Here is an 18,230-nt window from a genome sequence, read left to right on the forward strand (position 1 = left end):
GTGCTGCTAGTTGCGCAGGCTGTAGACCGACCTGCAATGGGTAAAGGTCGGTGCGGGACGGGCCAGATGGGCCGCGGCGGCGGAAATCAACCGGGCATCGCAGGGAACATTGCGGACCTCCGGGCGCGCCGCCTGCTCCATGGCATCGACAAGCGAAGCCAGCCAGCGGCGGTCCATGCCATTTGCCCGGCCGAGCCCTGATCGCGCTGTCTGAAACTCCCGAGCCATCGCCGCCGTATCTTCCCTGAGCGGAGACAACCCGGAATCCGCCGGGTCGTTCCCGCGAACCTGCCGCAAAAAAAGTGCGGCGCATGTGATCTGCTTCACAGAGGTCTGTCCCGGGCTGTCGTAGTGGTCCGGAATGACCCGAGAAACACACCAGACGATGTTGGACCCGCAGCGCGATATCGCGACCGACTACGCCCTGATCGCCACTGGCGTGGTGGCCGCCTTGATCGCGCTGGCCTTCCTCATTTTGGTCTGAGGAATCGACGCCAACAGCCGCCTCGCCTCTCCATGGGTCCGCTCGCCTGGCAAAAGGTTCAGGCGGCGTCCGATTTTTGCCAACGACAGTGCTGATCGGCCGGGTCCCGCCCGGTTTCGGACAAAACCCCCGTCAAGCGGAATGCATCCGGCTGTTTCGGATTCACACCTCGCGTTGTGTGAATCGTGCATAAGAAACATCCGTCCTTTCGCTTCGTGCCGGGCTGGCGCTTCATCGCGGCCCCACATCCGAAAATCTCAGTAACGACGAAATCAGAAGAATAAGCTCGTCCATGGCCTTGATTGATTCGAACGTCCACAAGCTCGCGCCCGACGCCGCATCCCCGGCCTACCGGAGTGCGCCGCACAACATCGAAGCGGAACAGGGCCTGCTGGGCGCGATCCTGGTCAATAACGACGCCTTCTACCGGGTCTCCGATTTCCTGGAGCCGAAGCACTTCTTCGAGACCATCCATCAGCAAATCTATGAAACCGCCGGAAGCCTGATCCGGATGGGCAAGGTCGCGAACCCCGTGACCTTGAAGACGTTCCTGCCGGCCGAGCTCGACATCGGGGGCATGACGGTCGGCCAATACCTCGCCCGGCTTGCCGCCGAAGCGACCACCATCATCAACGCCCAGGACTACGGACGCACCGTTTACGATCTCAGCTTGCGCCGCAACCTGATCCAGATCGGCGAGGACATCGTCAACGTCGCCTACGACGCGCCGGTCGACTTCGCGCCGCGCGCCCAGATCGAGGATGCCGAGCGGCAGCTCTACGGCCTTGCAGAAACCGGCCGCTATGACGGCGGCTTCCAGCGCTTCGCACAGGCACTGACGATCGCGGTCGACATGGCGGCGAAGGCGTTCCAGCGCGACGGCAAGCTGTCGGGCATCTCGACCGGTCTGCGCGACCTCGACGCCAAGATGGGCGGCCTGCAGCCGTCCGACCTCATCATCCTCGCCGGCCGTCCCGGCATGGGCAAGACATCGCTCGCCACCAACATAGCCTACAACATCGCCAAAGCCTATGTGCCCGAGGTCCAGGCGGACGGCACCACCAAGGCAGTCAATGGCGGCTGTGTCGGCTTCTTCTCCTGCGAAATGAGCGGCGAACAGCTCGCCACCCGTATTCTCGCCGAGCGCACCGGCATCCCCTCGAGCCACATCCGCCGCGGCGGCATCAGCGAACTGGATTTCGAGAAGATCCGCGACTGTTCGATCGAGCTGCAATCGCTGCCCTTCTACGTCGACGAAACCGGTGGTCTCTCGATCTCGCAGCTCACCGCGCGGGCGCGACGGCTCAAGCGCCAGAAGGGCCTCGACCTGATCGTGATCGACTACATCCAGCTGCTGCAGGGCTCGGGCAAACGCGGCAACGACAACCGCGTGCAGGAAATCACCGAGATCACCACCAACCTGAAGGCGCTGGCCAAGGAACTGAACGTTCCGATCATCGCGCTGTCGCAGCTGTCGCGTCAGGTCGAAAACCGCGACGACAAGCGGCCGCAGCTGTCCGACCTGCGTGAATCCGGCTCGATCGAGCAGGACGCCGACGTCGTGATCTTCGTCTATCGCGAGGAATACTACCTCGCCAACAAGGAGCCGCGCGCGGGTACGCCGGAATATGAGAAGTGGCAGATGGACATGGACCTTGCCCACGGCAAGGCCGAAGTCATCATCGGCAAGCAGCGCCATGGCCCGACCGGCACGGTCGATCTGCACTTCGAAGCCAGCGTCACGCGCTTCGGCGACCTCGCACCCGACGGTCAGGTTCCGGATCACGGCCACTGAGATCCGGACTCGGTTGAACGACGCAGGGCACCCGCGTACAACTGAGCCATGAACATCGTGACTGACGCGAAATCGCAGCTGACACCCGAGGCCAGTTTGCTGGCGGCCCACCCGACCGCCAGCGGTATCCTCACCATCGACCTCGACGCCATCATCGCCAACTGGCGCAAGCTCGAGAAGACCGCGGTGCCGGCCGAATGCGCCGCCGTGGTCAAGGCCAACGCCTATGGCTGCGGCGCCGAGCAGGTTTCGCGGGCGCTGGCCAAGGCCGGCTGCAAGACCTTCTTCGTCGCCAGCGTCGAGGAAGCCGCCGCGGTGCGCGCGGCCGCTCCCGAGACGACGGTGTATTCGCTCGGCGGTTTCTTCCAGAACGGCGGCGACGCCTATGCCAGGATCGACTGCAAGCCGGTGATCGGCGATCTCAACGAGCTCGCCGAATGGGACGTGTTCTGCCGCCGCTCCGGCTGGTCCGGCGGCGCCGCCATCCATATCGACACCGGCATGAACCGGCTGGGGCTCACGGTCAGCGAGGCGCAGGGCATCATCCCGCGGATCAATGCCGGCGACCACGGCATTACGCTGGTCATGAGCCACCTCGCCTCCGCCGAATTGCTCAACAATCCCGCCAACGCCAAGCAGCTTGCGAGCTTCCGCGAGATCGCGAGCCTGTTCACCGGCGTGCCGGCCTCGCTGGCGAATTCTTCCGGCGTATTTCTTGGCGCGCAATTCCAATTCGAGATGGTGCGGCCGGGCTGCGCGCTCTATGGCGTCAATCCGACGCCGGAGGCCGACAACCCGATGCAGCAGGTGGTCGATCTCAAGGCGCGCATCGTGCAGATCCGCAACATCGACCGCGGCGAGACCGTCGGCTATGGCGGCACCTGGACCGCGCGCCGGCCGACCCGGCTTGCGATTGTCTCCGCCGGCTATGCCGACGGCTATTTCCGCGCCGCCAGCGCCAATGACGGCACCCGCGGCGCCGAGGTCGTGGTCGCCGGCAAGCGCTGCCCGATCGCCGGCCGCGTCTCGATGGACCTGATCGCGGTCGATGTCACCGACCTCGACAAGAATGCCGTGCGGCGCGGCCACATGGTGACGCTGATCGGCGAAGGCATCACGGTCGACGAGGTCGCGCATCATTTCGGCACCATCGGCTACGAGGTGCTGACCAGCCTCGGCCGCCGCTTCGTGCGCATCTACAAGGGCGGCGATGCCGTCGCCGCGAGAAGCGATACGGTCGCCGAAAGAAGCGACGCGGTCGCCGAGACGAGCGAGCCGGCTGCCGCGCCCGCAGCGCCGCCAGCCTTGCCAACAGCAGCGCCCGCTGCGCCGCCGCCATTGCCGGCCGCCGAGCCAACGGCGACGTCCACCTGACATGATCAAGGTTCGCGATTGCCGGTGCGCATGAAGATCGCGACCTTCAACATCAACAACGTCAACCGCCGCCTGCCCAACCTGTTGCGCTGGCTCAAGACCGCCAAGCCCGACATCGTCAGCCTGCAGGAGCTGAAGGCAAGCGACGCCGAGTTTCCCGCGGCCGCGATCGAGCAGGCCGGCTACGGCGCGGTGTGGCAGGGACAGAAGACCTGGAACGGCGTCGCCATCCTCGCGCGCAAGGCCGAGCCGGTGCTGATCCGCACCGCCCTGCCCGGCGATGCCGGCGATCATGAAGCGCGCTACATCGAGGCCGCGGTGCGCGGCATCGTCGTCACCAGCCTCTATCTGCCGAACGGCAATCCGCAGCCCGGGCCGAAATTCGATTACAAGCTCGCCTGGTTCAAGCGGCTGCGCATCCACGCCGCCAAGCTGCTCAAGCAGGACGTCCCGGTGGTGCTCGCCGGCGACTACAATGTCGCGCCGACGCCCTTCGACATCTACCCGACGCGCTCCTGGGACAAGGATGCGCTGATCCAGCCGAAGAGCCGCGCCGCCTTCAAGGCGCTGGTCGATCAGGGCTGGTGCGATGCGATCCGCACCCTGCATCCGGACGCACCGATGTTCACCTTCTGGGACTACAAGCGCCAGCGCTGGCGACGCGATGCAGGTCTCCGGCTCGATCATCTCCTGCTCAGCCCCGCAGTGGCGCCGCGGCTTGTGAAAGCCGGCGTCGACCGCGCCATCCGCGGCGAGGACGGCGCCAGCGATCACGCGCCGGCGTGGGTGGTGTTGAGGTGATGCACCGGCATCGCGCCTCGTGACAATCAGCATGATGGTGTTCGCGACGTGGACCGGCTGATGCCGCACACACCGCCGTCGTCCCGGCGCAGGCCGGGACCCATAACCACAGGATTGGCTTGGTAGGGAAAGCTGTGGCCCCAGCGTCGTGCAACAATCACCTTCGGTGGCTATGGGTCCCGGCCTGCGCCGGGACGACATCGAGTTTGTTGCGCGAGCTGCGGGGGCTTGCGCGGTCGGGCAACTCAGAGGTATGGGGCGATCACACCTCACCGGAGCGCGCAGGTGGGCTTCCTCTTCGTCCTCATCGTCGGCCTGGTCGCCGGCACCATTTCCGGCATCGTCGGCACCGGCTCGTCGATCATGCTGATGCCGGTGCTGGTCTATCAGTACGGGCCGAAGCAGGCGGTGCCGATCATGGCCGTCGCCGCCGTGATGGCCAATCTGTCGCGCATCCTCGCCTGGTGGCGCGAGGTCGACTGGCGTGCATGCATCGCCTATTCGATCACGGGCATTCCGGCCGCCGCACTCGGCGCGCGCACCTTGCTCGCCCTGCCCTCGCATGCGGTCGATATCGCGATCGGCGTATTCCTGATCGCGATGGTGCCGGTGCGACACTGGCTGGCTCGGCACAGGCTGAAGGCCAATCTCTGGCATCTTGCAACCGGCGGCGCTCTCATCGGCTATCTCACCGGCATCGTGGCCTCGACCGGTCCGCTCAGCGTGCCGCTGTTCCTGTTCTACGGTCTCAGCAAGGGCGCGTTCCTCGCCACCGAAGCCGCAAGCTCGCTCGGGCTCTATGTCAGCAAGTCGGTGACGTTCGAGCGCTTCGGCGCACTGACGCCGGACATCGCACTGAAGGGCCTGATCGCCGGCGCCTCGCTGATGGCCGGCGCCTTCATCGCCAAGCGCTTCGTGCTGCAGCTGAAGCCGGAGTCATTCCGCCTGATCATGGACGGCATCATGCTGGCGGCGGGCACGGCGTTGCTGCGGTCTGCAATGACGCAGTAAAATTCCGACATCGACTGCGTGAGACCAGGCCTTGGGCAAACGGATTTCACCGTGACGAACACCAACATCCTCCCGATGACGACGTAATTCTACGGGGCTTTGCGCATCGGGTGGCGTGTACCCCGAAAGAGTTTTGTTGAGCGCTCACCTTCCGTTGTTATCCGGATTGCCACCATCCGGCCACTGCGTTTATGACAATCTCATTACTTGCACTTGATCGTTTGCGGAAAAGAACTTTGCTCCAGCAGGCATCACAGGGTTGATCGACGACCCGGATGCGAGTCCCGAGAGTTCAGGCGACACGAGTTCAGCGACACATGGCGTGCAGATCGGGCGCAGAGCCCGGCGCCTGATGTCGCCGATGTCGGCCTGACGAATTCGAGATCGCAAGTCGAAGCATTGGGAGTCGCGGGTTGTCAAAGCCCACGACAGGCGGGAAAGGCAGGCGCGCGATGCGCAAGATGATGATCACGACTGCAGCGATTGTGACGTTGGCGGTTGCCGGCTCGGCGTTCTGGCCGACGGCAAAGCCCGATGTCGCGCAGTTCGGCGACAGCGTTTACGAGACGATCTGGGTCTGGCGCATTCCGGCCTACGCCAACAATCCGTCCTGGCGGGTTCGCTGGAGCTGGAGCGATCCGTTGCGCGCGCAGGCGAGATGCTGCCGGGCTCTGCCGACGAGTTTGACGCCGCGCGAGAATCCGCCGCTGCTGCTGTCGAGGCGGGACCTCCACGTTTGACCGCGCGTGCAAGCGAGAGCGGTTCCCTTGCGCGAAAGCGCATTTGATTCAAATTCTCGCTGTAGTTGAACTTACTTTTTATCCTTAACCAGAAACCTGATCTTTGATTTACATCTGCAAGATGCGGTTTACCCTGTCTCCGCAAGCACAGCGGATTCAGGGACAACAACAAGATGCGCCAGCCAAGCCTCACCCTGTGGTTGACCGTGTTTCTGGCGGCACAAGGTTTGAGCGTCGCGGCAGACGATACAAGACCGGGACAACCGGGTGCCGTTGCCGCCGCTGACCGCGTCGCATGTTCCCTGCAGCCGAAAAGCGAGGAACCGTCCGATCCGTCGTCGACCTCGGCAATTCCCCACGCCGAAAAATTCGTCGCGCGGGAACATTTCAAGGAGGACATCGCCTCGAGCGCGCCGGTCAGGATTTCCTGGTTGGGCGCGACCTTCGCGCAGCGCTTCACGAACAAGGTCGAGGACGATAGCGCCGGCGCATCGTTGCAGACCTTCATCCTCAGCGCAGCCTCGAGCGACAAGGAGATCCTCGCCAAACTGGGTCAGAGCCACGAGAGCAGGCTGGCCGACGTCTGGTGCGCGTTGAGGCGACAGCCCAGCGGCAGCACCGGCCCGCTGGAAGTCAGCGCCAAGCCGAACGTGTTTTACGTCCGCGACAGCGCCGGAGAGCTTGGTGCCGTCGACGTGCTGTGGGGCGGCGTCGGCTGGGAAATCGGCGCAAGCCCGATCGGAGACAAGCCGCGCTGGCCGGGCGGAACGCGGGTGTTCTCGCGCTGAGCCGGCCCCGCCATCGGGCGCTCCGTCTTCGATGGATCGTGCGCGGCGGCCGAACCGTGTTATGCATCGTGCTCGATAGCGCGACTCACCTGCTCCATGGCCAAATCCACCCTCTCCTTCGTCTGCCAGAACTGCGGTGCGGCGTATAATCGCTGGCAGGGCAAGTGCGACTCCTGCGGCGAGTGGAACACGCTGGCCGAGGAAGACACCACAGGCTCGGTGCCGGTCTCGATCCGCAGCAAGCGCAAGGGGCGCACGTTTGCGCTGGAATCGCTGTCCGGCAAGACCCAGGACGCGCCGCGGCTGTCCTCCGGGATGGCCGAGCTCGACCGCGTCACCGGCGGCGGCTTCGTCCGCGGCTCGGTGCTGCTGGTCGGCGGCGATCCCGGCATCGGAAAATCGACGCTGCTGACCCAGGCGACCAGCATGATGGCGCGTGCCGGCCACCGCGCGGTCTATATCTCCGGCGAAGAGGCGGTCGCCCAGGTGCGGCTGCGCGCCGAACGGCTCGGGCTCGCGGACGCGTCGGTGCAGCTGGCTTCGGAAACCTCGGTCGAGGACATCGTAGCGACGCTGTCGGAAGGCGCGGTGCCGCGCCTGATCGTGATCGACTCGATCCAGACCATGTGGACCGACACGGTGGAATCCGCGCCCGGCACGGTGACCCAGGTCCGCGCCTCCGCGCAGGCCCTCATTCGCTTTGCCAAGAAGACCGGTGCCGCGATCATCCTGGTCGGCCATGTGACGAAGGACGGCCAGATCGCCGGCCCCCGCGTGGTCGAGCACATGGTCGATGCGGTGCTGTCGTTCGAGGGCGAAGGCTCGCAGCAGTTCCGCATCCTGCGCTCGGTGAAGAACCGTTTTGGCGCAACCGACGAGATCGGCGTGTTCGAGATGACCGGTCTCGGCCTGCGCGAGGTCACCAACCCCTCGGAATTGTTCCTCTCCGAGCGCGAGCTCGGCAGCCCCGGCACGGCGGTGTTCGCCGGCATCGAAGGCACCCGTCCGGTGCTGGTCGAATTGCAGGCGCTGGTGGCGCCGACCTCGCTCGGCACGCCGCGCCGTGCCGTGGTCGGCTGGGATCCGAGCCGGCTGTCGATGGTGCTCGCGGTGCTGGAAGCGCATTGCGGCGTCAAATTGTCCGGACATGACGTCTATCTCAATGTCGCCGGTGGCCTGCGCATCCAGGAGCCGGCCGCGGACCTTGCCGCGGCTGCCGCGCTGGTCTCCTCGCTGGTGAATGCGCCGCTGCCGACGGATGCGGTCTATTTCGGCGAGATTTCGCTGTCGGGCGCGATCCGACCGGTGGCGCAGACCCCGGCCCGGCTCAAGGAGGCCCTCAAGCTCGGCTTCGCTCGCGCCATCCTGCCCGAATCGGCCCGCGGCGAGAGCGGCGGCGATTCAGGGCTCACCCTCAACAGCGTCGGCAATCTCACCACGCTGGTCGCCGAAATTGCGGCACGCGGTACGCCAAGAGGCGACCGGGGAACGCCAAGAGGCGACCGGGGAACACCGCGAGGCGACCGGCGCGACCCGGGCGGCTCCGGAGGCCCTGATGCGGCTGAGAAAAATGCCACACCGGCCCGATTCCGTCGCGAGACCGGCTAAAGCGGGCGTGACGTATCAGCCCCCCGCCGCTATACATCCGCCGCGCGGGACAGGTGGCGCTCTGGCCTTGCCGGATGCCCCCAATGCGCCTCAGTTAGGACGGCACCGACTTTGCCGATTCGCGAGAGCCCTTAACAACGTAAGCCCTTAACAACGTAAGCCCTTAACAGCGTACCGAAACGTACCCAGCGGACCTGACAAGCCGATGCCCATAACGATACTTGATCTCGTCCTGCTCGGCGTGATGCTGATTTCGGGCCTGCTCGCGATGGTGCGCGGCTTCATGCGCGAGATCCTGTCGATCGCGGCCTGGGGCGCCGCCGCGCTGGTCACGCTGTATGCGTTCTCGAAGCTTCTGCCGACCGCCAAGACCTACTTCAACAACGACACGGTTGCGGCCGTGGTCGTGGTGGCCGGCGTCTTCATCGGCACGCTGATCGTGGTCTCGATCGTCACGGTGCGGATCTCGGACATGATCCTGGATTCCCGGATCGGCGCGCTCGACCGCACCCTCGGCTTCCTGTTCGGGCTCGCCCGCGGCCTTTTGATCGTGGTCGTGGCGTTCATGTTCTTCACCTGGCTGGTTCCGGACAAGCAGCGGCCCGATTGGGTGACCGGGGCGAAGTCCCGGGTGGTGCTGCAGGGAACCGGGGATTGGCTGATGTCGCTCTTGCCTGACGACCCCGAGAACACCATCTTAAAGAAGTTCAAGAAGAATAAGCCAGACGACGATTCTGCGGCCGATACCAATGATCAGGCGACGCCGGCGTCGGGTGATGGCTATAGCAAACCTGCGCGTGACAGCTTGAAGAAGCTGATCGAGAAACCCGCGGGCCGATAAACTATTTGGGCCCTTACGAGAGGCGATGAACGAGATGCAGACCCCTTCGGATCATACCGACCAAATGGATCTCGACCTCGGCCCGCTCGAACTACAAGACCCTCTCAGATATCACCCGGATCTCGATGGCGACACGCTCCGCGAGGAATGCGGCGTGTTCGGCATCTTCGGCCATCCCGAGGCCGCCGCGATCACCGCACTCGGCCTGCACGCCCTGCAACACCGCGGCCAGGAAGCTGCCGGCATCGTCTCCTTCGACGGCAGCCGCTTCCACAGCGAACGCCGCCTCGGCCTGGTCGGCGACGCCTTCTCCCGCCGCGAGGTGATCGAGCGCCTGCCCGGCAACGCCGCGGTCGGCCATGTCCGCTACTCCACCACCGGCGGCACCATCCTGCGCAACGTGCAGCCGCTGTTCGCCGAGCTCAGCGCCGGCGGCTTTGCGGTCGGCCACAACGGCAACCTCACCAATGGCCTGACCTTGCGCCGCGAGCTGGTCAAGGGCGGCGCCATGATGCAGTCGACCACCGACACCGAGGTGATCCTGCATCTCGTGGCGCAGTCCAAGCGCACCCGCTTCATCGACCGCTTCATCGAGGCGCTGCGCACCATCGAAGGCGCCTATGCGCTGGTCGCGCTGACCAACAAGAAGCTGGTCGGCGCGCGCGACCCGCTCGGCATCCGCCCGCTGGTGCTCGGCGATCTCGACGGCCGTCCGATCCTGACCTCGGAGACCTGCGCGCTCGACATGATCGGCGCGAAATACGTCCGCGACATCGAGCCCGGCGAGATCATCGTGTTCGACGAGACCGGCGCGCACAGCCACAAGCCGTTCCCGCCGAAGCCGGCCCGGCCCTGCATCTTCGAATACATCTATTTCGCCCGGCCGGATTCGATCGTCGGCGGCCGCTCGGTCTACGACGTGCGCAAGGCGTTCGGCGCCCAGCTCGCACGCGAGAGCCATCCCGAGGTCGACGTCGTGGTGCCGGTGCCGGATTCCGGCGTGCCCGCCGCGGTCGGCTACAGCCAGTATTCCGGCGTGCCGTTCGAGCTCGGCATTATCCGCAACCACTATGTCGGCCGCACCTTCATCCAGCCGACCCAGAGCGTGCGCGAGCTCGGCGTGCGCATGAAGCATTCGGCCAACCGCGCCGCGATCGAGGGCAAGCGCATCATCCTGATCGATGACAGCCTCGTGCGCGGCACCACCTCGAAGAAGATCGTGCGCATGATGCGCGACGCCGGCGCCCGCGAGGTGCATTTCCGCCTCGCCTCGCCGCCGATCCTCTATCCTGATTATTACGGCATCGACCTGCCGGACCGCGGCGGCCTGCTCGCCGCGACTCACTCGCTCGAGGAGATGCGTGACATCATCGGCGCCGACTCGCTCGCCTTCCTGTCGATCGACGGCATGTACCGCGCGATGGGCCATGAGGGGCGCGACCCGGCAAATCCGAGATTCGCCGACCATTGCTTCACCGGCGCCTACCCGACCCACCTGACCGACCAGAGCGAAACCGAGGCGCCGCCGCGCCAGCTCTCGCTGCTGGCGGAGGCGAGCTGACGCGAAGCGTCATCCTGGGGCGATGCGCAGCATCGAACCCGGGATCTCGAAATTGTCTTGCGTTCTTGCCTCAAATTTCAAGATTCCGGGTCTGGTCCTTCGGACCATCCCGGAATGACGGTGTGTTTTGGCCACGGCCGGGCTTGTCCCGGCCATTTCTGTCTGTAATACCCGCCGCCAGACCACGGACGGACAGACATGACAAAACCCCTCGCCTCCCGGATTGCCCTCGTGACCGGCGCCTCGCGCGGCATCGGCTATGCGACCGCGGTCGCACTCGCCAAAGCCGGCGCGCATGTCGTGGCGGTGGCGCGCACGCAAGGCGGGCTGGAAGAACTCGACGACGAGATCCGCAAGGCCGGCGGCAGCGCCACCCTGGTGCCGCTCTCGCTCACCGATTACGACGGCATCGCGCGGCTCGGCCTCGCGCTGCATGAGCGCCACGGCAAGCTCGATATCCTGGTCGGCAATGCCGGCACCGCAGGGCCGTCGTCGCCGCTCGGCCATATCGAGCTGAAGCCATGGAACGACGTATTTGCGATCAACGTCACCGCCAACTTCCAGCTGATCCGCTGCATGGACCCGCTGCTGCGCCAGTCCGACGCCGGCCGCGCGGTGTTCGTGACGTCGGGCGTGGCCCACAAGGCCAACGCCTATCTCGGCCCCTATGCGGCCTCGAAGGCCGCGCTGGAGGCATTGGTGCGCTCCTGGGCCAACGAGACCGCCAACACAAAGCTCCGCGTCAACCTGTTCAGCCCCGGCCCGATCCGCACCCGGATGCGCGCGCAGGTGTTTCCCGGCGAAGACCCGATGACGCTGGATACGCCCGACATGGCCGCCGAATTCATCGTGCCGATGTGTTCGCCCGCGTGGACCGAGACCGGCAAGCTCTACGACTACAAGGCGCGCACGCTGCGGACCTTCCAGCCGCCGGCGTGAGGAGTTGCAGGCGGGCCGCGCCTTCGATTGTCATCCCCGCGAATGCGGGGATCCAGTATTCCAGAGACGATAGCGTTTGAATCGAGACGCCGCGGCGTACTGGATCGCCCGGTCCAGCCGGGCGATGACACCTTTTATGACGCGTCGGCTTGCCTTTCCCTTGCGATTGACTCCTTCTCCTCCCCACGATTGACTGCGCTCCCCAGCGGAACCACCGCCAAGAAAAATCTCGGGAGGCAACCAATGACGCCGACGTTCAATCGCGCGCGCTCCATTCTGTCCGGATTGTTTCTCTCCTCCTGCATCGCATCATCGGCCCTTCTCGCTCTGCACGTGCCCGCCAGCGCCGGCGATGTCCCGACCTTCGCGGTCGATGCGTCCTGGCCAAAGCCGCTGCCGAACAACTGGATCCTCGGCCAGGTTGGCGGCATCACGGTGGATTGGCAGGGCCACATCTGGATGATCCACCGGCCGCGCTCGCTGACCGACGACGAAAAGGGCGCGAGCCTCAACCCGCCGCGCTCGAAATGCTGCATCTCGGCGCCGCCGGTGCTCGAATTCGACGCTGACGGCAATCTGCTGCGGTCCTGGGGCGGTCCGGGTGACGGCTATGAGTGGGTTGGCCGCGAGCACGGCATCGAGGTCGACGAGCGCGGCTTCGTCTGGATCGGCGGCAACGCCGACAATGACAATGCGATCCTCAAGTTCACCCTCGACGGCAAGTTCGTCGCGCAGATCGGCTCGATCGCACCGAGCAAGGGCAGCAATGACACCACACAGCTTGGCAAGCCCGCAGAGACCGCGATCGACAAGGAGGCCAACGAGATCTACGTCGCCGACGGTTACGGCAACCGGCGCGTCATCGTGTTCGATGCCACCACCGGCGCCTACAAGCGGCACTGGGGCGCCTATGGCAACAAGCCCGATGACGCCAAGCAGCCGCCCTACGATCCGAAGGCGCAGGTCGCGCAGCAGTTCGGCAATCCCGTGCACTGCGTGAAAATCGCCAATGACGGACTGGTCTATGTCTGCGACCGCATCAACAACCGCATCCAGGTGTTCAGGAAGGACGGCAGCTTCGTGAAGGAGTTCTTCTTCGAGAAGAGCACGCTCGGCAACGGCGCGGTGTGGGACATCGCGCTCTGGCCCGATCCCAAGCAGACCTACCTGCTCTCCCCGCCGACGGCGAGAACAACGAGATCCGCATCATCAGGCGTGACGACGGCGCGGTGGTCGGCAGCTTCGGCCGCAACGGCCGCAACGCCGGGCAATTCCACTGGGTGCACGCGCTCGCGGTCGACGCCAAGGGCAACGTCTATACCGCCGAGGTCGACACCGGAAAGCGGATCCAGAAATTCAAGCTGACCTCCGACGCGCTCAAGTAAGGGTTTCACCGGATGACGCTTCGACGCAGGCCCACCCGGCTTTAGGCGGATTGCCGCCTCCCCCGGGAAAGGGTAAGCGGGAACTTGAGCGACCGGCAAAAAGGCTCCGCAAGAGGGCTGTCCGGGCTTTAGACAGTGGAGGGAATTTCATGACAACGACGTTTGCGCGGCGCTGCGCCGCGCTTCTTGCTTGCGCCGCACTCGGCTTCTCAACCTCTGCGTTCGCGCAGGACAAGACCGTCAAGATCGGCGTGCTGAACGATATGTCGAGCCTCTATGCCGACATCGGCGGACCGAACTCGGTGGTCGCGATCAAGATGGCTGTGGAGGATTCCGGCCTGCTCAAGAAGGGCTGGAAGATCGACGTCCTGAGTGGCGACCACCAGAACAAGCCCGACGTCGGCGTCAACATCGCTCGGCAATGGGTCGACAACGAGAAGGTCGATGCGATCGCCGATACGCCGAACTCCGGCGTGGCGCTTGCGGTCAACAATCTCGTCAAGGAAAAGAACATCGTCCTGCTGAATTCGGGCGCGGCGACCGCCGACCTCACCGGCAAGGCCTGCACGCCGAACACGATTTCATATACCTACGACACCTACATGCTGGCCAACGGCACCGGCAAGGCACTGACGAAGGCCGGCGGCGACACCTGGTTCTTCCTGACGGCCGACTATGCATTCGGCCACGCGCTTGAGCGCGACACCACCGCGGTCGTCAACGCCAATGGCGGCAAGGTGCTCGGAAGCGTCAAGCATCCGATCAACACCGCCGATTTCTCGTCGTTCCTGCTGCAGGCACAATCGTCCAAGGCCAAGGTGGTCGGCCTCGCCAATGCCGGCGGCGACACCACCAACGCGATCAAGCAGGCGGCCGAATTCGGCATCGTTTCCGGCGGCCAAAAACTTGCGGCGCTGCTGCTGTTCATCAACGACGTGCATTCGCTCGGGTTGAAGACCGCGCAAGGCCTGACGTTCACGGAATCCTTCTACTGGGACATGAACGACCAGACCCGCGCCTGGTCGAAGCGGTTCTCCGCCCTCGCCAACAAGAACGCAATGCCGTCGATGACCCAGGCCGGCAACTACGCGATGGTGCTGCACTATCTCAAGGCGATGGAAGCGCTCGGCGGCAATCCGCATGACGGCGCCAAGGTCGTCGCCAAGATGAAGGAATTGCCGACCGACGATCCGCTGTTCGGCAAGGGCCCGCTGCGCGCCGACGGCCGGCGCCTGATTCCGGCCTATCTGTTCGAGGTGAAGAAGCCCGAAGAGTCCAAATACCCCTGGGACTATTACAAGCTGATCGCCACGATCGCGCCGGAAGACGCCGCGAAGCCGCTTGAGGCCAGCGACTGTCCGCTGGTGAAGAAGTGACCGCGTAGCGGTCATTCCGGGGCGCGCAACGCGCGAACCTCAGATGCGCAATTGCGCATCGGGGAATCTCGAGATTCCGGGTTCGACGCTGCGCATCGCCCCGGAATGACTTTTAGCACCTTCTTACTTCGCAGCCGACTTCGCCTTGACGGGCGCTGGCAGCGACGCCCATTCCCTGTCGGCGCGCGGGCCGCCGACATCGCCGGTCAGGCCGACGAGCTGGCCCGGCTGCACGTCCAGCGTCTGCGTCCAGGTCTGGGTCTGGCACAGCAGCTTGAGCAGGCATCCCTTGAGCTTCAGCCGGTCGGACCTGTCGCGCCACAGCGAGACCGCATAGGACTTGCCGTCCTCGGCGTTGTAGATGTCGCCGTCGAACTTGCCCTCCGGCGTCAGCTTCAATCCGAGGATCAGCTGATGGCCCAGCAGCGCACGCGTCCGCTTGTCGGGGTCGGGATTGAAGCTGTCGCGGAACGGCTGGCCGTGTGAATCAAGCGGATCCTTCATCCACACGATGAAGCCGCAGATGCGGTCGCGCGCGGTGCCGCAGCGCTCGAGGCGGATGCGTGCGCGGCCGTCTTCGGTCAGCCAGGTGCCGCTGGGATCGGCCGGGGCGATCGTTTCGGCGCGGCCGGTCGAGCTCATCAGCAAGGCAGCGACGAGGCTGCGCAGAAACATGCGAACCAGAAAGTTCATGGTAAAGGACCTTTCAGTGTCGGGATGGTTTGCGGACGCGCGAGGCGCGCCTCACTTCAATTGCGCCATGAATGCATCGGCGCCCTTGTCGATGCCGGCGGTGGCCGCGGCGAGATCGCCGACGCTGGCCTTGATGTCGTAGGCGTTGGGATATTGCTTGCTGACATAGGCGCCGAGCAGGCGCGAGGTCGAGCTGTCGAACATCTCGACGGCATAGATGACGGAGCCCGTCATCGTGCCCTCGCCGTCGCGCGCGGCCTGCACGCCGTTGTAGACCGCGCCTGCCAGATCGAAACGCGACAGCGTGCCGAGGACCGGCGTGTTGGCGACCGCGCCGGTCAGCGTCAGCCGCAGGCGGAACGTGTTCGGCCCGCGCGTGTTCACCAGCGTGAAGCGGCCGCGCAGCTTGTCGGCGAAGCGGGTCTGCATGTAGGCGGCGAGCGTCTGCTTGTCCTTCTCGGACATGTCGCCGAACTGATGATCCGCGCCGCGATAGATCACGACCGGATCGATCATCACCTTGTTGTAGCTCCGCCAGTCGACCGGCGGCGCATAGCGATACGGCACACGCCCCGAAGAATCGGACGTGTCCGGCGTCATGTAGGCCGACGATGCCACATCCGAATAGGCCACCGGCGTGACGGCGGCACATCCTCCGGCGAGGACGCAAAGCGCCATCGCTCCCAGACCGCGCGCGGCGATCGAGCTCTCCATTCCAATCTCCTCATCCGACCCTAATGCCGAAGAGCAGCTCGGCCGCAGCCGCGTCCGGGGCTGAAAGTACGGCTGCGGCCGTCACTGCCGATCTGGCTCGCCGTCGCGGCGCCGCCAGATCTTGCCTCAGTGCGACGAACTGTAAAACCGACCAGTTGGTTTGTAAAGTTGCAATTGCCGGAACCGCGTTAGAAAAATGCGGCGGTCGAAATGTCGTGCTGGCTGGCGAGGCCGCTTCGCGAATGGCGGCCGCGCGTTGTCACAAACCCGAGATATCTCGTGTGGTACGGCAGAAATCGCCGGGGGATTTCAGGGGCCCGGTGCCGATCCAACGCCGCCAAGCGATCCATATTCCGCTTGGGCGGCGTTGCGCTTTCGAAAGCGCTCGAAATTCAGCCGCGCTTGCGCGCCGATGCCGGCTTTGCGGCCGGTGCGCCGGCAGGCCGCGGCGATGCCGCGCGTGCCGCCGTCGCCCGGGACGGCTTTGTTGCCTCGGTCGCCCCCTGCTCCATCGCGGTCCACTTGCTGTTGTCGAGCAATCGCTCGAACAGGCGATCGCGCTCCGCGTCCGACAGCGACGACAGGCCGAACAACGAGCTCAGCAGCAGACCCCGCGCCGCCGCCCAGCGCAGCAGCGCCAGATCGGGATCCCTCGCCTCGGCCTTCATCAGCGCGACCTTCTTGATGTCGACATCGCGCGGCATCGCCATCAATTCGGGATTCTCGTTCATCGCCGCCAGCAGTGCGAACGCCCCTGCCCGCGGCGTCGAGATCGCCTCCCGCAGCGTCGCGATCTGCGCCGACAGTTCGGGCTGGTCCGTGGTCCCGCGCACCTTTTCGATGTAGCGGTTCGAGAATTCCTCGAAATGCGCCATCTGCTGCTCGAGCAAGGCGCGCAGCACCGCTTCCTTGGTACGGAACTGATGCATCACGCCGCCCTTGCTGAGACCGCTCTCGCGCGCAATCGCGTCCAGCGTCAGGCGCCCCGGACCATCGCGCGTCACGATGGTGATCGCGGCGTCAAGTGCGGCGTTACGGGAGCGTTCCGAGCGGGAAGGATTATCCATGGTGTACTCAGGAAGGAGTCGCTTGAGATCACAGTATCTCAGCGGCTTCGGTCAATCTCAAGCGCCGCATCTGATCTGCGAGGCAGCGCGAACGACGCCCGCGAAATGGCGGTGCCGGCCTCGAAAGACGCATCAATTTCAGGAATCGGTCATCGAGCCATCCGATCGCTCACGCGCACAAGCGAACCTTCTGCAGCAGGCCATGAAGGAAGCCGTAGGCCATCCGGCCGACGACCCTTTCCCCTCGACCGCGCGCGCGAGCGACGGACTGCGCGTCGGCATAACTGGCCGCGACGATCGTCCCGTGCCTGCCGCCATCGAGTTTCAGGTCGGTCAGGTAGACAAGGCCGCGCGACGTCAACAGCGCCGCCTGCGCGTCGCTGAAGCGGGTCAATTCATCGCAGATATCAACGGCCTCGTCGGTCACCATGCTGCTCCTGGCAGAGCGCCCCGGAGCGAGGCGCGCGTCTTCAACCGGTATCAGCCTTATACAAACCAACCGGATGGTTTGTAAACAGGCAAAATGACGCAATCCTCCCGATGTAGCCGGTCCGGACGCATGTCGGATCGGCGCGCTCGCATTCGTCCTCGAACCATCAGCCGGCACTCGGAGCACGCGAGCGATGACACAGCAGAAACAGACGGCGGAAACCGAAATCAGAACGCTCATCGACGCCTGGACGGACGCCGTCCGCCGACGCGACTATCCCGGCATCTTCGCCCATCACGATCAGGACATCGTGATGTTCGACGTTCCGCCGCCGTTGCAGTCACGCGGATTGGACGCGTACAGCAAGACATGGGACCTGTTCTTCAGGTATCACCGCCCCTCCTACGCCTTCGATATCGAGGAGATCGCGATCACGGCCGGCGATGACGTGGCCTTCGCGGTCGCGGTGATGCGATGCGGGCCACCTGATGCCACGTTCCAGTTCAGGCTCACGATCGGGCTGCATAAGGTCGCCGGCGAGTGGCGCGTCATCCACGAACACCATTCGGTGCCGGCGACGGAATAGAACGTCTCGCGGTGGATGCGTTCGGCGGTTTGGCCGC

General features: G+C 64.9%; 18 protein-coding genes and 1 pseudogene. 14 read left to right on the forward strand and 5 right to left on the reverse strand.

Annotation, left to right across the window (positions count from 1 at the left end):
* Positions 1–6: 6 nt before the first annotated feature.
* Positions 7–327, reverse strand: coding sequence for a hypothetical protein (locus PMN64_RS10450; RefSeq protein WP_411780620.1), 321 nt, complete (start codon positions 325–327; stop codon positions 7–9).
* 34 nt (positions 328–361) lie between these two features.
* On the opposite strand from PMN64_RS10450, the gene PMN64_RS10455 reads away from it, so the two are divergent.
* From PMN64_RS10455 to PMN64_RS10515, 13 genes and pseudogenes are all read left to right on the forward strand, one after another.
* Positions 362–484: a hypothetical protein gene (locus tag PMN64_RS10455; RefSeq protein WP_256520498.1), complete on the forward strand. Its 123-nt coding sequence runs from the start codon at positions 362–364 to the stop codon at positions 482–484.
* Positions 485–776: 292 nt separating this feature from the next.
* Complete coding sequence (locus tag PMN64_RS10460) at positions 777–2,279, forward strand: replicative DNA helicase (RefSeq protein ID WP_028344789.1); 1,503 nt, start codon at positions 777–779, stop codon at positions 2,277–2,279.
* Between the two features lie 48 nt (positions 2,280–2,327).
* Positions 2,328–3,653, forward strand: coding sequence for an alanine racemase (gene alr / locus PMN64_RS10465; RefSeq protein WP_411780621.1), 1,326 nt, complete (start codon positions 2,328–2,330; stop codon positions 3,651–3,653).
* A gap of 30 nt (positions 3,654–3,683) precedes the next feature.
* Positions 3,684–4,454 (forward strand): exodeoxyribonuclease III, encoded by a 771-nt coding sequence (locus PMN64_RS10470; RefSeq protein WP_411780652.1) that lies wholly within the window; start codon positions 3,684–3,686, stop codon positions 4,452–4,454.
* Positions 4,455–4,739: 285 nt separating this feature from the next.
* Positions 4,740–5,465 (forward strand): sulfite exporter TauE/SafE family protein, encoded by a 726-nt coding sequence (locus PMN64_RS10475; RefSeq protein WP_411780622.1) that lies wholly within the window; start codon positions 4,740–4,742, stop codon positions 5,463–5,465.
* Positions 5,466–5,917: 452 nt separating this feature from the next.
* Positions 5,918–6,205, forward strand: coding sequence for a hypothetical protein (locus tag PMN64_RS10480; RefSeq protein WP_225159092.1), 288 nt, complete (start codon positions 5,918–5,920; stop codon positions 6,203–6,205).
* A 173-nt stretch (positions 6,206–6,378) separates the two neighbouring features.
* Positions 6,379–6,993 (forward strand): hypothetical protein, encoded by a 615-nt coding sequence (locus tag PMN64_RS10485; RefSeq protein ID WP_028344785.1) that lies wholly within the window; start codon positions 6,379–6,381, stop codon positions 6,991–6,993.
* 96 nt (positions 6,994–7,089) lie between these two features.
* Complete coding sequence (gene radA / locus PMN64_RS10490; RefSeq protein WP_411780623.1) at positions 7,090–8,601, forward strand: DNA repair protein RadA; 1,512 nt, start codon at positions 7,090–7,092, stop codon at positions 8,599–8,601.
* A 205-nt stretch (positions 8,602–8,806) separates the two neighbouring features.
* Positions 8,807–9,442: a CvpA family protein gene (locus PMN64_RS10495; RefSeq protein ID WP_026192677.1), complete on the forward strand. Its 636-nt coding sequence runs from the start codon at positions 8,807–8,809 to the stop codon at positions 9,440–9,442.
* A gap of 25 nt (positions 9,443–9,467) precedes the next feature.
* Entirely contained in the window at positions 9,468–11,003 is a 1,536-nt protein-coding gene (purF, locus tag PMN64_RS10500; RefSeq protein ID WP_411780624.1) for an amidophosphoribosyltransferase, read from the forward strand.
* 198 nt (positions 11,004–11,201) lie between these two features.
* Positions 11,202–11,942, forward strand: a complete 741-nt coding sequence (locus tag PMN64_RS10505) for an SDR family NAD(P)-dependent oxidoreductase (RefSeq protein ID WP_411780625.1) — start codon at positions 11,202–11,204, stop codon at positions 11,940–11,942.
* 243 nt (positions 11,943–12,185) lie between these two features.
* Positions 12,186–13,327, forward strand: a pseudogene (locus tag PMN64_RS10510) (hypothetical protein).
* Between the two features lie 149 nt (positions 13,328–13,476).
* On the forward strand, positions 13,477–14,703 hold the full coding sequence (locus PMN64_RS10515) for an ABC transporter substrate-binding protein (protein ID WP_411780626.1): 1,227 nt from the start codon (positions 13,477–13,479) through the stop codon (positions 14,701–14,703).
* A 123-nt stretch (positions 14,704–14,826) separates the two neighbouring features.
* On the opposite strand, the gene PMN64_RS10520 is transcribed toward PMN64_RS10515, so the two are convergent.
* The 4 genes from PMN64_RS10520 to PMN64_RS10535 form a co-directional block, all read right to left on the reverse strand.
* Complete coding sequence (locus PMN64_RS10520; RefSeq protein WP_411780627.1) at positions 14,827–15,396, reverse strand: DUF2147 domain-containing protein; 570 nt, start codon at positions 15,394–15,396, stop codon at positions 14,827–14,829.
* Between the two features lie 51 nt (positions 15,397–15,447).
* Positions 15,448–16,110: a DUF3313 domain-containing protein gene (locus PMN64_RS10525; RefSeq protein ID WP_310883182.1), complete on the reverse strand. Its 663-nt coding sequence runs from the start codon at positions 16,108–16,110 to the stop codon at positions 15,448–15,450.
* A 392-nt stretch (positions 16,111–16,502) separates the two neighbouring features.
* Positions 16,503–17,177, reverse strand: a complete 675-nt coding sequence (locus PMN64_RS10530) for a TetR/AcrR family transcriptional regulator (protein ID WP_411780628.1) — start codon at positions 17,175–17,177, stop codon at positions 16,503–16,505.
* 169 nt (positions 17,178–17,346) lie between these two features.
* Positions 17,347–17,604, reverse strand: coding sequence for a hypothetical protein (locus PMN64_RS10535; RefSeq protein WP_411780629.1), 258 nt, complete (start codon positions 17,602–17,604; stop codon positions 17,347–17,349).
* A 196-nt stretch (positions 17,605–17,800) separates the two neighbouring features.
* Between PMN64_RS10535 and PMN64_RS10540 the strand changes: the two genes are divergently transcribed.
* The gene (locus tag PMN64_RS10540) at positions 17,801–18,193 is read left to right on the forward strand and encodes a YybH family protein (RefSeq protein WP_411780630.1); all 393 of its coding nucleotides are present in this window, start codon (positions 17,801–17,803) and stop codon (positions 18,191–18,193) included.
* The last annotated feature ends 37 nt before the right edge of the window (positions 18,194–18,230 follow it).

Origin of the sequence: Bradyrhizobium sp. UFLA01-814 (genome assembly GCF_046718885.1) — a bacterium.
Taxonomy (GTDB): Bacteria; Pseudomonadota; Alphaproteobacteria; order Rhizobiales; family Xanthobacteraceae; genus Bradyrhizobium; species Bradyrhizobium elkanii.

Coding starts and splice junctions, on each gene's coding strand:
- PMN64_RS10485 (WP_028344785.1), top strand. CDS start 6,379: ATGCGCCAGCCAAGCCTCACCCTGTGGTTGACCGTGTTTCTGGCGGCA.
- PMN64_RS10460 (WP_028344789.1), top strand. CDS start 777: ATGGCCTTGATTGATTCGAACGTCCACAAGCTCGCGCCCGACGCCGCA.
- PMN64_RS10520 (WP_411780627.1), bottom strand. CDS start 15,396: ATGAACTTTCTGGTTCGCATGTTTCTGCGCAGCCTCGTCGCTGCCTTG.
- PMN64_RS10470 (WP_411780652.1), top strand. CDS start 3,684: ATGAAGATCGCGACCTTCAACATCAACAACGTCAACCGCCGCCTGCCC.
- PMN64_RS10495 (WP_026192677.1), top strand. CDS start 8,807: ATGCCCATAACGATACTTGATCTCGTCCTGCTCGGCGTGATGCTGATT.
- PMN64_RS10540 (WP_411780630.1), top strand. CDS start 17,801: ATGACACAGCAGAAACAGACGGCGGAAACCGAAATCAGAACGCTCATC.
- PMN64_RS10530 (WP_411780628.1), bottom strand. CDS start 17,177: ATGGATAATCCTTCCCGCTCGGAACGCTCCCGTAACGCCGCACTTGAC.
- radA (WP_411780623.1), top strand. CDS start 7,090: ATGGCCAAATCCACCCTCTCCTTCGTCTGCCAGAACTGCGGTGCGGCG.
- PMN64_RS10505 (WP_411780625.1), top strand. CDS start 11,202: ATGACAAAACCCCTCGCCTCCCGGATTGCCCTCGTGACCGGCGCCTCG.
- PMN64_RS10455 (WP_256520498.1), top strand. CDS start 362: ATGACCCGAGAAACACACCAGACGATGTTGGACCCGCAGCGCGATATC.
- PMN64_RS10515 (WP_411780626.1), top strand. CDS start 13,477: ATGACAACGACGTTTGCGCGGCGCTGCGCCGCGCTTCTTGCTTGCGCC.
- PMN64_RS10480 (WP_225159092.1), top strand. CDS start 5,918: ATGCGCAAGATGATGATCACGACTGCAGCGATTGTGACGTTGGCGGTT.
- PMN64_RS10525 (WP_310883182.1), bottom strand. CDS start 16,110: ATGGAGAGCTCGATCGCCGCGCGCGGTCTGGGAGCGATGGCGCTTTGC.
- purF (WP_411780624.1), top strand. CDS start 9,468: ATGAACGAGATGCAGACCCCTTCGGATCATACCGACCAAATGGATCTC.
- alr (WP_411780621.1), top strand. CDS start 2,328: ATGAACATCGTGACTGACGCGAAATCGCAGCTGACACCCGAGGCCAGT.